This window comes from Paenibacillus sp. FSL R5-0923 (genome assembly GCF_038009145.1).
Lineage (GTDB): Bacteria > Bacillota > Bacilli > Paenibacillales > Paenibacillaceae > Paenibacillus_AQ.
This window is the reverse complement of the sequence record NZ_JBBPAT010000001.1, coordinates 2,554,052-2,569,478: the sequence shown is the minus strand read 5'-3', so window position 1 is coordinate 2,569,478 and position 15,427 is coordinate 2,554,052. Positions and strand designations below refer to the sequence as shown.

The following is a 15,427-nucleotide window of genomic DNA, read 5'->3' as shown; positions in this document are numbered from 1 at the left end:
GTCATCTTTTCATTACATGGCCATTAGAAGATCCATATGAGTAAGAAAATAACTGCAATTATTGCCACCACGATGAAGAGATTGATTACCTCGCTCCAAAATCCAGGAACACCTTGTGTATGATATTTTTGCGCATTGACATCATGGTTTGCTTTATGACCGCCAGGGTCCGTCACATTTGGATTAGGTCCTGGATCAAAAAAGTCAGACATAGAAATCAACACCTTTCTCGATTATAAACCATATTATACCAGTTAATTCCCTTTTTAAAAATAATCTCCTTTGCTCAATTCATTTGAGAATGAAAATAAGGTAAGTGTTTCTTTGATAGAGCTTTTTCGATTAGTTCATGATCGTAGCCATATTTTTGCAATGCAGTAATAATCGCTTGTGTCCTGTCTGATCGTTGTCTTCTTAAATTTGATTCTAGCTGTATTTCTAGAGGAACCGTAGGAATAGTGTACCGTCCGATTGTCACATTCCTAAAATGATTCCAAATGAATTGTCCACCTTCCCATATCCCATCGCCATCCATAGAATCAGGAATTCCCACTGAATTGGAGATATGAACGACTTCCACTTTAAACCCATCGATGATCCAACTCCCTTTTGTCCATGAAAAGCCTGAAGAAAAGGTCTGAGTGTATGTAGGTTCTTCTAAAGAGGATAACCAGTTCTCCCCATGAGGGAATTCACATTTATCCAGCAAGGAATATTCCTTCAGAAGTTCTGCAAATTGTGCAATCCCTTCTTTATTTTTTGTATAAATATCAACGTCTCCCGGAGTCATTTCACAGCCCTGTAAAACCGAACCCACCGAGCCAACCAAGATCCATTCTAATTTCGAATTCACTTCCGATGAAAAATAAAGCTCACATACCTTTGACAAAGCTATTTCCCAGCTATTCATAATTCCACCCCAAATTGACTAGTAAGTTCGAGTACATGAAACCTTAATAACCTCAGATGCGTTAAAGAACTATACAAATTCACAGGAGGTTTTTAAAATGAGATACAGTGCTGCAGGCGCGCGAATAACCTGTCCTTGTTGTCAAAACGATACCTTTCATCTGGATTATAAACTGCTTAACACAAGCGGAGCATCCTTTCTAGGATTTGACTGGGCGAATAAAAACGCTGCTATACTTATTTGTAAGAGATGCACCCATATCTCATGGTTTATGGAAGAACCAACATCAGATAACTAAACACTACCTGATTCTTCTACATCTTCATTATAAAATATTTCTATAGACTATGCGTTCTTGAGCTGGATGCAATTGTTCTTTTGCATCCAGTTAAATACCTCTAGATAACCATCCCCGATTGTCTTAAGCCTCTTTGGATAACGATCCGAAATATTCTACAACTACCTTACGAAATTCCAGAGCAGCTCGCGAAATATACCGACTCTTGTGCCATATTAAAGCAATTTCCCGTACCAATTCGTGATTCTTTATTTGGAGATATTTGATGTCTTCCCGTGAATTTCTTGCTGTACTTGGTATGAAGGCCAGTCCAATCTCAGCTTCCACAAGAGTGATCAACCTTGCAGGTTCATCCCCCTCATATACATATTTAGGCGTAAATCCAACCGATTGGCACACAGAGTCTATTAAATCCCGAGTTCCATAACCACTCTTAACCCCGACGAACCATTCATCTCTCAGCTCTATCAAAGATACGCTGCTTCGATCTGCCAACCGATGCCCCTTAGGAACCGCTACAAGGATTGGGTCGATAAATACGACTTGGCATTCGATGTCGTCCCCTTCTAAAGGGGGTGAGGACAAGCAGAAATCCACCTCTCCTCTATCCAAAAGTGTAACCATTTCCTTCGTAGTCAGCATCTGCACATGAAATTGAATATCAGGTCGCTTTTTTCGAAACTCGCGAAGGATATTGGGTAATGTACTGGCGGTGGTCACTGCTAATTCAAGCGTGTTATGTTCCGGGTGAGATAAATCGCTAAGCTCCTGCTTCCCCTGCTCCAATTCAAACAAAGCTCTTTCTGCACGGCGAAGGAATCTGCTTCCGAACTCATTCAGACGCAGGTTCCGCCCTACTCGATCGAATAAAGGGACTCCTAGATCCTCCTCCAAGCGCTGTATTGTTTTGCTAAGTGATGATTGAGTAACGTGCAGATTTCGCGCAGCTTCAGTCACATGTTCCAACCGAGCTACCGCGAGAAAATATTGCAGCTGTAGAAGTTCCATTTCGCACCCCATTCATTCCTTTAAGTCAATGAGAATATAACATAAAATGCGTTGGAATGAATAATTAAAATCAAGTAGGATGACATTAATACGCTTTAGGGGGACACAAAATGAGTGCTCGGAATTGGTGGTTAATGATTTCAGTGGGTCTAGGGATACTATTGAACCCATTAAACTCTTCAATGGTTTCTGTTGCTATTCCAAGATTGCAAAATGTATTCCAACTTGACTATACAGGTGTTTCCTGGATTATTTTTTCTTTCTACATTGCTAGTAGCATCGCTCAACCCGTCATGGGAAAGGCCAGCGATTTATTTGGTAGGAGGAAGATATTTCTTACCGGGCTTGTAGTAGCCTTCATTGCCTCATTATTAGCTCCATTCGCACCAAGCTTCGCATGGCTCCTCGTGTTCCGCATTGTGCAAGCCATTGGAACAAGCATGATGGTTGCCGTCGGTATGGCTATAGTGCGAATTCATGTAACGGAAAAACAAGCGACAGCGCTGTCTGTTTTATCCATCTTCCTATCTGGTGCGGCAGCCATTGGACCCTTTATTGGCGGGGTTATTATACACTGGTGGGGCTGGCCCGCTATCTTTTTCGTTAATATTCCATTTGTGGTAGTGAGCTTTCTATTGTCTTGGAGAAATATCCCTAAGGAAAACTCGTCATTAACCGTTTCATCGGGCATGTCCCTTCGCAAATGGTTCAATTGGATAGATGGATCAGGGATCCTGCTCTTCACAGTGGGACTGGTTGCCCTGCTCATTGGATTACTCTCAGCAAAATCATCCGGGCACATCGCTGTAGGAAATGTCATTGTTTCACTGATAGGACTCGCTCTTCTAGGGGTATTCGTACGACATGAGTTAAAAGCGACTTCGCCTTTTATCCCTTTACGCACATTCGCCAAATATCCTGCAATGACGTGGGTTAATGTGGAATTCATGCTCGTTAATGTACTCTTTTACTCACTCTTTTTCGGAGTTCCGTCCTACTTGCAAATGGTTCGCCATGTCAGCGAGTATCAAACAGGGATACTTATGCTAACCTTAGGCCTATGCTCTCTTGTTACTTCTCCAATAGCAGGACGATGGATCGATAAATCCGGACCAGGACCGGCACTACTAGTGTCTGCAATATTGATGACTGCGGGATCGGTATGGCTCGTGACATTGAATCAATCTTCACCGGTTATTAGCGTGTGCCTGGCTTTGGCTGCATTCGGAATTAGCAATGGGTTGAATAATGTAGGTATGCAAGCAGCTTTGTTCCAAAGTTCACCCAAGGAAATAATCGGCGTAGCATCCGGTTTATTTAATACTTCAAGATATTTGGGAACCATTCTCTCTTCCTTGTTGATAGGCATCGTAATGAGAGGCAAGTTCAGCTTTGAGGGATTTCAAGTACTTGGGATTATTCTCACGATCATTGCATTGTCTTTGGTATTCATGAGTCGGCGGCGCCGGAAGTCAGGGGAGTTGCAGGAATTGTGAAGAGTCTATTAAATAAATCTTAACTACGATACATTTGGAAGCTTCTCCATCCCTCTGTTTCTGTGAATAAATAATCGGGCGGGGGATAGCAAGTAGACAACACTAATCAATCCAAACAAACAGGCACTGACTTGAAAAGGCAGCAATTGATTTCCTGAGCTTCCCAGCCAGCCTCCAATTAGCGGACCAATAACCACCCCTAAACCCTCTATGGAAAACAATAGTCCCCAGCTGATCCCTACAGAATCTTCGGGAATGTAACTGGCCATTAAAGCATTCCAAGAGGGAAGCAAAGCAGCATAAGCACACCCTAGCAGAAGCGAGAGCCCAATGGCGGCGGAGAAGGAATTAATAGAAGTTAAGCCGAACAAGGCAACCGCAAATACGCCGAACCCAATGACAAGGAACCACTTCCCTCCGACTTGATCAAACCATTTTCCCATGGGCACAAGAAATAGAACTACGCCTGCTCCTCCCATAAATAACACGATAGACAGCTGAGAATGGGATAGACCCAGATGCGAAATAGCAAAGCTTGTTAGAAAAGGAACTAGTATCCCGCCCGCTGTAGTCTGCAGCAGCATGCCAGGGACCAGAAATCCTCCCTTTTTTACTTTGTTCCATAGAGATACAAACTGCTCACCTACGGATATATTCACACTCTGCACCGAGACCTTGTTCATCTTTACAAGACCTACCATGATCCAGCCCGCTACGAAAAATAATCCAATGACAGCAAGGGACAGTGACAGACCACCACCAATTAACAAATTCATCATTACGGGACCCAGACCTAGACCAGCCATCCAGTATACGTACAAGGTTCCCATCTGTTGTGCTCGTTTTTCCTCTGATACCTGGCTCATACATAGGATCCAGATCGGTGAGAATCCAGCACCTAAGCAAGCAGAGGCTACAATAAGCATCCACGGACTATGCGTTGTCACCATCAATAACAGTCCAACGAACCCAAGAAAGAACCCTCCATGAAGCACGGTACGCCCAGGATATCTATCCAAGAGATAGCCGATGAAGCTTTTGATCAAGCTGTCCGTTAAATAGTGTACGGAGACCGCAATGCCAACTACTGACGTTGTAAGCCCCCAGCTCGTCAATATATAAGTGGGTAAAAACGTGATTAGGACAGCCCCTCTTATCCACTCTATAAAAAAGAGAATCATTGCGAGGCGGGTAAACGTCTGCTGTTGTCTTTCTTTCTTCCTAATAATATCCATGAATCGTCTTCGCCTGCCCTTCAACAAGCATGGATTTTGCTGCGGGAACAGAGGGCTGACGCAATTTAATAGCCTCTAAAGCTTCGGTAACGATAGCATCCGAGGCTGATTTCCGCGAAAAGACCTTCATATGCTGTTCCCTTTCATCTCTGTACGCCATATGCTCCAATCGCTGGAGCTGCTCTACTACCTGCTCCTCATTTCGTGCAATCTCTATCAAATGCTGCCCAGATAACCATTCTGCATTGCCTGCCTCCTGACCGGGGAGAGGTCGGTAGACGATAACTGGAAGTGTTTGAGCCATCGCCTCAGTCAAGGTAATCCCGCCAGCCTTGGTCAATAGACAGGAAGCTATGCACATCAGCTCCTGCATTTCTTCGGTATATCCCAAAATGTGAACTCGAGGGTTCTCTTGAAAAAGCTCCCCTGTAGCTTCTCGAAGCTTATGATTATTCCCGCACAATACGATGACATCGAAGCTTGATTGAAGCAGTACTCGTTTTATTAAACCGCCAATGTCACTTAATACGCCGTAAGCTCCTGCCGCTAGTAATAGATATTGACGATTTCCGTTTAACCCATGTTTGCGCAAAAGCGCTTCACGATCCTGAGACTGTTCAAAAGCCTCGCGAATGGGAATCCCACTGACCACAAGCTTCTCTTCAGCGATCCCTGCTGACATCAGAGTCGCCTTCATGCTTTCTGAAGCGATAAAATATTTCGTCGTTCGTGGGTGAAGCCACCTGCCATGAACTACATAATCCGTCATAACCGTGAACAGAGGTGTTCGACTTCCTGTTGTTGAAGCTAGTTCAGCAGCAGCCAAATAAGGAAAGGTATGAATAATAATATCCGGCTGTATCTCGTCGATGATCCTTTGTACTTTTCGTTTGCCCATAGAATGGATGAGTCTACCCATGAACTGCTCTGGTCTCATCTTGCTCGTCATTGTGTACAAGAATCCATAAAATTCTTGCGTATACCCCGTGTTGTTTAAATAGAATCTTCGGGATAGCTCATTCAAGGTAGGGTGGACTGCAGCGAATAGATCCATAGTTGTAATCCTACTAATCCCCCGACGTCTAAATGAATGTTCGATGGCCTCAGCCACTTTCATATGCCCGTCCCCAAATGCCGACGTAACAATAAGTACTTTAGGATCTGTGTTCATGACAAAGCTCCTTTTTCTCACGGCCTCCTTTAACTCTAACTCTGAATCGTAAACTGATAGTGAAGGGATTCTCAACTGAATATTAATTTCAATATTTTATAAAGAGAGACCTCGTCGCAGCCAGTTTTTGCCCACAAAAAAACGATGACCTATGGCAAATAGCCAATAGTCATCGTTGTTGTACGCTTACTATGATTAAATACTACCTCTCGTGCACAATAATCCCTTTAGAAACACGCAGTTTCGGATATTCGCCCATGATTTCCGGTATATCTTTTAGCGAAAACTGATGGCTAATCAACGACTCAATCTGAACGATCCCCTTCTCAATTAACGCAATCGATTCCTCATGTGTATATGGATTAATGAAAGAGCCCATGATGTTCAACTCTTTTGTAAAAATTTCGAATGGTGAGACTTGAATCAACGTGTCCGGGGAAGCAACTCCAAACATTAAGACTTGTCCACCCTTACGCGATGCCTTAACCGCCAGCTCCATGGAATCTGCCCGGCCTACACATTCGATCACAATATCAAATTGATGATGGAGAGCTTCCATCACACCTTCTGCTGCAGGAGATACGGCTTCATCCGCACCTAATTCGACTAATCGGTCATGTTTGAACACTTCTGGCTCACTGACAATAATCCCTTTAACACCCGCAGCCTTGACGAGCTGCAAGAACAATTGACCAATAAAACCTCCGCCGATAATCAGGACTTGGTGTGCCTTACGGATATCCAGCTTCTTATAACCGTGAAGTACACAACCTAAAGGTTCAATCATCGCCCCTTCGATCCAGCTCATTTCATCAGGTAGCAAGTAACAGTTCGCTACAGGAACAACACAATACTCGCCCATGCCACCGTCACGAGTCACCCCAACAGCCTGCAAGTTATCGCATAAATGTACTTTTCCATTCCGGCAAAAATAACAGTTTCCACAATAGATGTTCGGATCAACCGATACACGGTCCCCCACTTGCAAGGTCGTAACCTCATCCCCCACAGCCACTATTTCGCCCGCAAGCTCATGTCCTAACACAATCGGAGCTGTCACCTCCGCAGACCCTGGGTATCCATGATAAATATGCTGATCTGTACCACAGATCCCGCAGCATTTCACACGAAGTTTAACTTCTTTGGAGCCAACAGCCGGAGCTTCCCAGTCCTTAAATTCAATGTGCTTAGTTCCTTGAAATACAGCCGCCTTCATCTTAACTCATCTCCTTAAATCCAAGTTTTTGTTAACCCGCATCATTCATTGCCGTTACACGTAAAGTCTCCCAAGGCAGTGCCCCAGCATCCACATGATGCACACGAACCGTCTTCTCCTCACCCGGAATCAGATCAAAGAAATTATCGTCCATAATCACCCAGGGTGCATCTAGTTCGATCATCACCATCCGGGCAACGCGATCTGAGATCAAGTGGATATGTCCTTTCGCTTCATCCACGGAGATCTGAACATGTGCGGGTTGATAATCCATATCCTTATAGTCTCTTAAATAGAGTACATAATCTTCTGTTAACCGTTTCTTCGAACGAAGTACGACCACAACCTCGCAAGCGCTATGTTGCTGCAGTACCTCAGCTTCAGTTAACTTGGCAAAATTAACTTTACTGTTCGAATCAACGGTAACGTCGAATGCACGCTGATATACAATTGTACCATCCATCCGATAGATCGTTAATTCCGCCTCATCCTGATAAGCTTCGCGGCGATCATTGAGAGCCCATAACTGCAGCAGTCCATTCGGATCATGATCCACACATAAGAGTACCGGTGCAAAGAATTTACGCGCATAGTGGTAGCTCGCCTTTGGTAAACCATAATAATCGATAACAGACCAGCTTGTTCCCGGCCAGCAATCATTGAACTGCCAGAATAAAGCCCCGCTTGTGTCCGGCTTATTACGGCGGTAATGCTCAATGCCATACCTCAATCCCTCAGCCTGAGTCAGCATGGAGAATTGAATATATTCATTGATATCCTTCGGAACTCCTGTATAACCTTCCATGAGCATAATGCCCTTAGGATAATGGACATCTTTATTACGATACTTCATTTCATCGCTATCCCAATAGAACTGATTGTCCGGCATGTTCTTTGCTAAGGTATAACGATTGGAAGCGGCATGCAGCCCGAATTCACTGGCGAATTTCGTGAAGTCTGACTTGAATCGTTTGAACGATATCCCTTCAACACTATAATCCTGTGTCTGCGGTTCACCAAACTGACGCGGCTCATTATTCCCATGCCAGACTTGCCAGTTATGGGTATCGCCCACATCACGTGAATTGTGATCATTGCCGCCAAAAGGCGAGCTAGGCCAAAACGTTCGTGTGGGATCGAGTTGCTCTAGTACTGCAGGCATGAGCTCATGATAAATTTTTTCTCCATAAAAGGGATGTGTGATCTCGCCGTTAGAGGACAGTGCCTCATACAACCAATCATTCTCGTTATTCCCACACCATAGAGCAAGGCTCGTACGACTGCGAAGACGTTTTACGACCTGCTCAATTTCGCGGTGAACATTATTCATGAAATTACGATTGTAATCTGGATACAGTGCACAAGCGAACATGAAGTCCTGCCAGATTAAAATTCCTAACCGATCACATTCGTCAAAGAAAATATCCCGCTCATAAATGCCTCCACCCCAAGCACGAATCATATTCATATTGGCATCCTTGGCCATCTGAAGCAGATGTGCATAGCGGCTGTCTGGCACGGTCGCAATAAAGCTATCAATAGGAATCCAATTAGCACCTTTAGCAAAAACTTTTACGCCGTTCAATACAAAAGTGAAAGCATGGTGCCCTTCTTCATCCAGCTGCATCAATTCGATCTTTCGAATCCCAAATGGCTGCTCATAGGTATCTATTTGCTCCCCATCAGCAAATAACGTAATGCGTAGATGATATAAGAAAGGCGTTCCTAGATCATGGGTCCACCATAACTTTGGATCCATAACCTGCAAGGTAACTGAATGATGAAGCGTACGCGCTGTAATCGCCCCGTCAACTGCAATCCCTGAAGCTCTGTCCAAAGCGACATTCGCTTCCGCAACACGCTCCGTCCCGTCTAATAGTTCCACACGCGCCGTATACGAACATCCGCGATCAAAGGCATGTGCGCATAAATCCACATCAACAACACCTACTTGACCCTCTATCGAAGTTGTACGGGCAAACACATGATCTAAATGTGCATGACGCCGTTTGATCAACTGTACCTCTTTCCATATGCCTGCACAGACCAGACGCGGACCCCAGTCCCAGCCAAAATGACTCTGCGCTTTACGTGTCCAAATCCGCTTCTTACTATAGCCCGACCAATAATATTGGACTTTATCGCCAGCGTGTACATGAATAGGATCAAATTTTACGGCAAGCGTATTTTTCCCTTTATTTAATTCACGGGTTACATCAAATGAATGGCTAATGAACATATTATCTGTTGATCCAAGCTCCACACCGTTGAGATATACGGTTGCATAGGTATCTAACCCTTCGAATAATAGCTCCATCTTCTCACCAGGTTTAAGATCAGAATCGTATGAAAAGACCGTACGATACCACCATACCTTTTCTTCAATCCAACGGCATTTCTGATCTTGGTGGCCAAAGAAAGGATCATCAATAATGCCTTTCTCCCGAAGCGTCGTATGGATGTCACCGGGCACTGAGGTGGTCATCCAGAAATAATCAATAAACTCTGGCGATGCAACTTCAAGATCCCGGGCTTCCCCCACATGAAAATCACGAAGTTTCCAGTTTTCAGTTAATTTAATGTTCATTCTCTTCATCCTCTCTCCCAAATTAAAACGCCAAAACCACTTCGGTTTTGACGTTTTATTGTTATACGTATATCAAGCTATCTAAAATTTCTTGTACACTAAGTTCTGCGCAAGCCATTGATGTATCCGCGACTCCGTAATACATTTTAACAACATCGCCTTCCACGAGTGCACCGCAAGAGAATACAACATCGCCGAAGAATCCGTTCTTCTCATAATCCGCTTCCGGCTCCATGATAGGAGCATTGGAGCGCGCAATCACCTTCGAGGGGTCATTTAGATCTAACAAAACTGCTCCCATGCAGTAACGATGTTCCAGCGTGGCTCCATGATACAGCTCCAGCCAGCCTTTCTCGGTCTTGAATGGAACCGCACCGCCGCCAATCCGGCCGCTATCCCACATCCCCTCACGCAAACCGATCAGATGCTTATGGTTACCCCAATATAATAAGTTGTCCGATTCTGCGATCCATATTTCCGGATCTCCCGTACTTTTCGTTGTTGGACGGTGCAATGCATAATATTTGCCGTTAATTTTCTCCGGGAAAATCAATACGTCTTTATTATCCGGCCCAAAGATCATGCCGTGGTGAGTTACATTCACGAAATCTTTAGTTGATACCAGCGATTCTCCAACGCCCACAGGGGAGACTGCCGAGAAATAAATATAGTAGGTATCCCCAATTTGGGTTACCCGAGGATCTTCTACCCCGAAGGTCTCCAGTGAATTGGAAGGGTAAACAAATGGATTCTCATCCACTGTAAAATGATGTCCATCCTTACTTCGAGCGATTCGGATATAAGATAATGAAGTCAAGTACTGAAATGTAGCACTAGCGGATTTATTCTTAATCACACGCGGATCAGAGAAGTCGAAGCGCTCATCATCTGTATTCAGATCCAAAATATCCAATTCATTGGTCTCCGGATTATAAATCGGAGCTTTCACAATTTTTGGATCCTTGCTAATTGGGCGTTCTGCTACACGGAGAAACATTAATATTTCACCATTATAGCTAGCAATACCGGCATTAAATGCACCAATCACTTCAAAGTCATCGTGATACGGCTTAACGTCCGCCGGTGTAATAAGTGGATTTTGTTCATAACGATAGATTTTCATGTTGTAATAACTCCCTTAACCAAATGGATTTCATACTTATAAAATTTCAAATTGAGCAAAAGGATCAGGGATTGTTGCTCGTTGTGCTTCCGCATCGCTGATTCCTGCATATATGTTAGCTGTACCGTCCTCATGACGTACGAGCCCGCCGCTGAACACGACATCCTCCAAATCAGGACGTTTGGCAACGCCTGGCAAGAACTGATTGCGTACAGCGATTAATTGAATATCCGAGTACTCACCTGTTGCCGGATCGATAGCGAATACCATCGGGTAATAGTGACGATCGCCCGAATCATCAAAAGATGCGATATGCCCAAGAACACCGAGCAGTCCGTTCTTTAGCAAGTGTGCTTCATTCGCACCGCCCCACTCTTCATCAACAAACTGTCCATCCAATAACGGTGTTTCTTCGATCAATGGAATGGATAACGCTTCTAAAGATGCAATGCGGGTAAAGCCGATTTTACCGCGTCCTCCTTTATCTCCTTGAGGGCGGGTCAGTACTCCGATGCTATCTTTCAGATCCACTAGGCGTAGATCTTTCATGCCATCCGGTCCTTTAAAGAAGGGTTCTAAGCTCGCGATGTTCTTCCCGCGGTAGAATACTGTACGCCACATTAAGGCATCAGCCTTTACTGGATGTGGATAAATTTGAACGCCTCCAACTATCAATTCGCCATTAATTTTCGTGAAAAAAGGATCTTGAAGTTCAAGGGTAGGCGCTCCTTCACGGGGTACCCATTGTCCATCACGTTCGACAAAAAAAACGACATCGGAATGCTCGCTGTCACGGGATTCAACCCGACCCGCAATCACCCACTCACCCTCATCTTGGAATGGAGCTGTAATATTGTAGACATCTTTATGATCTACACCTGTGAATGTTAATTTCTGTGTATTGGTTACGGATACGTCTTTCATCGCGTATTCCATGAGCAGTTGTTCACATGTCTTCACAGCATTCTTGAGCAGTTTCATAATAATAAAGTTCCTCTCTAGTCAAATAATAGCGGCGCACGCATCCATATTGCGGCTTCATTCGGCAACAGAGTTACCAAGTCTGTACCGCTCACTTTGTCTCGGCGGCTTGATAATATATTAGTTGCTTGCCCATCCAGCAGCTCACTAGGATCAATCTGTATGCTCTGATTATCGTAATTCAAGGCTACGAGCGCTCTGGTATTGGTTTCTTTCAATGTTCTTACATATAAAATAAGATTGCCTCTGCGTTCCAGCACGTCATAATCCCCGAATTGAAATACATCCTGTGTATTGCGCAAGTGGAGAAGCTTTTTATAATAATGTAATAATGAATTCGGTTGATTGCATTCGGACTCCACGTTTAATTGCTGATAATTTGGTCCCATGCCAATCCATGGTGTTCCTGACGTAAACCCGCCATGTGGACTTTCGTTCCATTGCATTGGTGAGCGAGACGCATCTCTTCCCTTTGCATTCGCAATTTTCAGGGCTTCCGCCCGGGTTATCCCCCGCTGTAGTGCGATTTCATATGCCTTCAATCCTTGGATGTCCCGCATATCTTCCAGCTTATGGGCTACGAAATTCCGCATCCCAATCTCTTCACCGAAATATAAGAAAGGTACCCCTTTTGCGGTCAAGGCCAACGTTGCCATAAGGCGGGCCCGTTCTTCCTCAATCTTCGCATCCCCTTCACCAAAACGCGAAATCACGCGGTCCATATCATGACTGCCAAAGAATAAAGTAGGAATCTGATCTGCACCGTGAACTTTCTCCATTGTCTTAAGCTCGGCGAACAAATTCTCTGGACTAAATTCCTTCTGGCTTCCCAGATTGAAATTAAAGACCACATCAAACTTACCCGTTCCGCTGTAACGCTTCAGCATGTCCATATCTTCAGAGCCGACTTCACCTACCATGAACACTCCGCTATGCGCATGAACAAACCCGCTAATCTCCTCGATGGCATCCATAATTCCATCTTGATTCTGGTCATGTACATGCTTCTGCTCACCCGTTACTTCATCCATCGGGTTATCTGGGAATTGATCGGACACCGATAAGAAGTTGATAACATCTAACCGGAAGCCACTTACGCCTTTGCCCAGCCAATAAGCCATAACATCCTTCATCGCTTCTTTAACTTCGGGATTCGCCCAGTTCAAATCGACCTGTTCTTTCGCAAACCCATGATAGTAATACTGTTCTGTTGCAGCATCCCATTCCCACGCGGTTCCACCAAAAAACGATTCCCAGTTATTAGGTACGCCGCCGTTCACAGCGTCCTTCCAAATGTACCAATCCCGCTTCGGGTTCGTCCTTGAAGATCGGGATTCCTTGAACCATGCATGCTCTGAAGACGTATGATTCAGGACAAGATCGGCAATCACTCTGATCCCGCGAGCCTTCGCTTCCTGAATAAACCGTTCGAAATCTTCCATCGTTCCAAAGTCTGGATCAATCTGACAATAATCTGCAATGTCATACCCGTTATCTACTTTTGGAGACTTATAGAACGGCGTTAGCCAAATCCCTCCGATGCCAAGTTCCCGCAAATAATCCAGCTTGGAAGTAAGACCGCCGAAATCACCAATCCCATCCCCGTTACTATCACAGAAGCTTGGCATATACACTTCATAGAATACCGTCCCTTTCCACCACGGCTGTTCCAACCGATAACCCCTCCTGTGCAGACCTATTTCAAGTTAAATTGCATGCCTTCCTGGAACTTCTTGCCGAAAATAATGAACAAAATAATGATTGGCAAGGTGAGCATCACTGCACCGGCATACATCGGACCCGGATACGATTGATACGGACCGAACATCTGAGATAATAAAACGTTCAATGTTAACATGCCGTCACTTCGGACGACGATCATATCCCATAGGAGCTCTGTCCAGCGTTCCATTAGCAGGAATAGGAATACAACGGTCGTAATGGACTTCGACATCGGCATCATAATCTTATACAGGATTTTGAAATCGGATGCCCCATCCAGCTTGGCAGCTTCAATGAAAGCGTCGGGTACCGCCTTAAAGAAGTTGGTGTACATGAAGATCCCCCATAAACTCATCGCTTTGGGAATAATGAGCGCCCAATACGTATCGAACAGTCCTACTTTTTGAATAATCAAAAAGTTAGGGATGATCAGAATGATTGCCGGGAAGAACATATGAAACAACACAAAGTTGTTAATAGAGTCTCTCCCGCGGAATTTCAGCTTCGCCAACGCATAAGCGACCATAATCGCGAACATCATCATTAAGGCTGTAGATACCAGGGAAACGAACACACTGTTAAAGAAGGCGTGAATCCATGGTCTTGTAATCCCGGTCTCACCACCTGTAAAGAGCCATTGATACGAGCGCAGCGTAAATTTCGTCGGTATCAGCTTCCGGTCTACCTGTGACCAATCTGCAAGTGAGTTCAATACCATATATAAATAGGGGAATACCATAATCACGAGCAGTACGATCGCAATCAGATAGCGGATCGACAGCCGGAGCTTGATGTTTGAATTAGACCCAACCATTGCGCTTACCCCACATTTCCAGAATTTTTCGGATTACGAATATAGATATAAATGTCGCAACCGCAGCCATAATCGCGATAGCTGATGCGTAACCTGCCTGCAGGTTCTTAAATGCTTGACTGTATATTTCCATTTGCCATGTATTCGTTGCATAGTTCGGTCCGCCGCCTGTTAATTGGTAGACCTCAGTAAAGATACCGAATGTTGCACCAAAGGATAAAATTAAGGTTGTATAAATCGCAGGGTAAAGCAAAGGCAACGTAATTCTCCAGAACCTTTGGCTGTCCTTCACGCCATCAATTGCCGCTGCTTCATATACTTCCTGATCAATGCTTTCTAAACCTGAAGTAAGAATTAACGCATAGTAACCTGTAAATTTCCAAGCCATAATCATCGCAACGACGAACAATGCCGAGAAAGATCCGCCGAGCCAGTCAATATCAAGACCTAACCGATCCCTTAGAAACGTCTGAACAGGACTTGTATGTGACAAAAAACCTTTAACAATAAGGGATGCAACAACCCCTGAGGATAGGTAAGGCAAGAAGAATCCAATAAGAAATACGGTTTTTAATTTAGGTAAGCCTTTTACAATTACCGCTACAAAAAGCGACATGGCTGTGACAATCGGTACAAATACGATCATAAATTTGTACGTTACCCAAAATGCCGATCTTACCCCTGGTGTGCCTAATGCTTTGGTAAAGTTCTTGAATCCTACAAAATCATAAGTTGGTGAAATCAAGTCCCAGTTAGTAAAAGACAAATATAGAGACCAAATAAGCGGGCCCAAGAAAAACACAGTCGAAAAAATAAGGTAAGGGCTGGCAAAAAGCCAGCCTAACCGATTATTATTTTTTTCAATC

At 44.3% G+C, this 15,427-nt stretch carries 13 protein-coding genes; 1 reads left to right on the top strand and 12 read right to left on the bottom strand.

All coding sequences use genetic code 11. The features are described 5' to 3' along the window. Positions 1-23: 23 nt before the first annotated feature. The 3 genes from MKX35_RS11330 to MKX35_RS11320 form a co-directional block, all read right to left on the bottom strand. Complete coding sequence (locus tag MKX35_RS11330; RefSeq protein WP_042129995.1) at positions 24-212, bottom strand: hypothetical protein; 189 nt, start codon at positions 210-212, stop codon at positions 24-26. A 74-nt stretch (positions 213-286) separates the two neighbouring features. Further along, entirely contained in the window at positions 287-910 is a 624-nt protein-coding gene (locus MKX35_RS11325; RefSeq protein ID WP_076284693.1) for a hypothetical protein, read from the bottom strand. A 421-nt stretch (positions 911-1,331) separates the two neighbouring features. Next, the gene (locus MKX35_RS11320; RefSeq protein WP_042190664.1) at positions 1,332-2,216 is read right to left on the bottom strand and encodes a LysR family transcriptional regulator; all 885 of its coding nucleotides are present in this window, start codon (positions 2,214-2,216) and stop codon (positions 1,332-1,334) included. A 110-nt stretch (positions 2,217-2,326) separates the two neighbouring features. Here MKX35_RS11320 and MKX35_RS11315 point away from each other — a divergent pair, with 110 nt between their 5' ends. Then, the gene (locus tag MKX35_RS11315) at positions 2,327-3,712 is read left to right on the top strand and encodes an MFS transporter (protein WP_076300773.1); all 1,386 of its coding nucleotides are present in this window, start codon (positions 2,327-2,329) and stop codon (positions 3,710-3,712) included. A 23-nt stretch (positions 3,713-3,735) separates the two neighbouring features. Here the strand turns inward: MKX35_RS11315 and MKX35_RS11310 are convergent, their stop codons facing one another. The 9 genes from MKX35_RS11310 to MKX35_RS11270 all read right to left on the bottom strand — a co-directional run bounded on the left by MKX35_RS11310 (position 3,736) and on the right by MKX35_RS11270 (position 15,426). Then, a complete protein-coding gene (locus tag MKX35_RS11310; protein ID WP_076284695.1) occupies positions 3,736-4,947 on the bottom strand; it encodes an MFS transporter in 1,212 nt (403 codons plus the stop codon). Next, positions 4,934-6,118, bottom strand: a complete 1,185-nt coding sequence (locus MKX35_RS11305) for an MGDG synthase family glycosyltransferase (protein ID WP_076300772.1) — start codon at positions 6,116-6,118, stop codon at positions 4,934-4,936. The genes MKX35_RS11310 and MKX35_RS11305 overlap by 14 nt, the downstream gene beginning before the upstream one ends. A gap of 202 nt (positions 6,119-6,320) precedes the next feature. Beyond that, the gene (locus MKX35_RS11300) at positions 6,321-7,334 is read right to left on the bottom strand and encodes a zinc-dependent alcohol dehydrogenase family protein (protein ID WP_076300771.1); all 1,014 of its coding nucleotides are present in this window, start codon (positions 7,332-7,334) and stop codon (positions 6,321-6,323) included. Between the two features lie 31 nt (positions 7,335-7,365). Then, entirely contained in the window at positions 7,366-9,915 is a 2,550-nt protein-coding gene (locus MKX35_RS11295) for a beta-mannosidase (RefSeq protein WP_076300795.1), read from the bottom strand. Between the two features lie 67 nt (positions 9,916-9,982). Continuing rightward, positions 9,983-11,044 carry a BtaManbiosPhlase gene (locus MKX35_RS11290; protein ID WP_076300770.1) on the bottom strand — a complete coding sequence of 354 codons (1,062 nt, stop codon included), beginning with the start codon at positions 11,042-11,044 and terminating at the stop codon, positions 9,983-9,985. A gap of 36 nt (positions 11,045-11,080) precedes the next feature. Then, a complete protein-coding gene (locus tag MKX35_RS11285) occupies positions 11,081-12,025 on the bottom strand; it encodes an MTP-1 family protein (RefSeq protein ID WP_076284698.1) in 945 nt (314 codons plus the stop codon). A 17-nt stretch (positions 12,026-12,042) separates the two neighbouring features. Next, positions 12,043-13,698, bottom strand: a complete 1,656-nt coding sequence (locus MKX35_RS11280; RefSeq protein WP_256716406.1) for an alpha-glucosidase — start codon at positions 13,696-13,698, stop codon at positions 12,043-12,045. A 23-nt stretch (positions 13,699-13,721) separates the two neighbouring features. Next, positions 13,722-14,561: a carbohydrate ABC transporter permease gene (locus MKX35_RS11275; protein ID WP_076284699.1), complete on the bottom strand. Its 840-nt coding sequence runs from the start codon at positions 14,559-14,561 to the stop codon at positions 13,722-13,724. Further along, on the bottom strand, positions 14,548-15,426 hold the full coding sequence (locus tag MKX35_RS11270; RefSeq protein WP_179085781.1) for a carbohydrate ABC transporter permease: 879 nt from the start codon (positions 15,424-15,426) through the stop codon (positions 14,548-14,550). Before MKX35_RS11270 ends, MKX35_RS11275 begins: the two co-directional genes overlap by 14 nt. Position 15,427 lies beyond the last annotated feature (1 nt).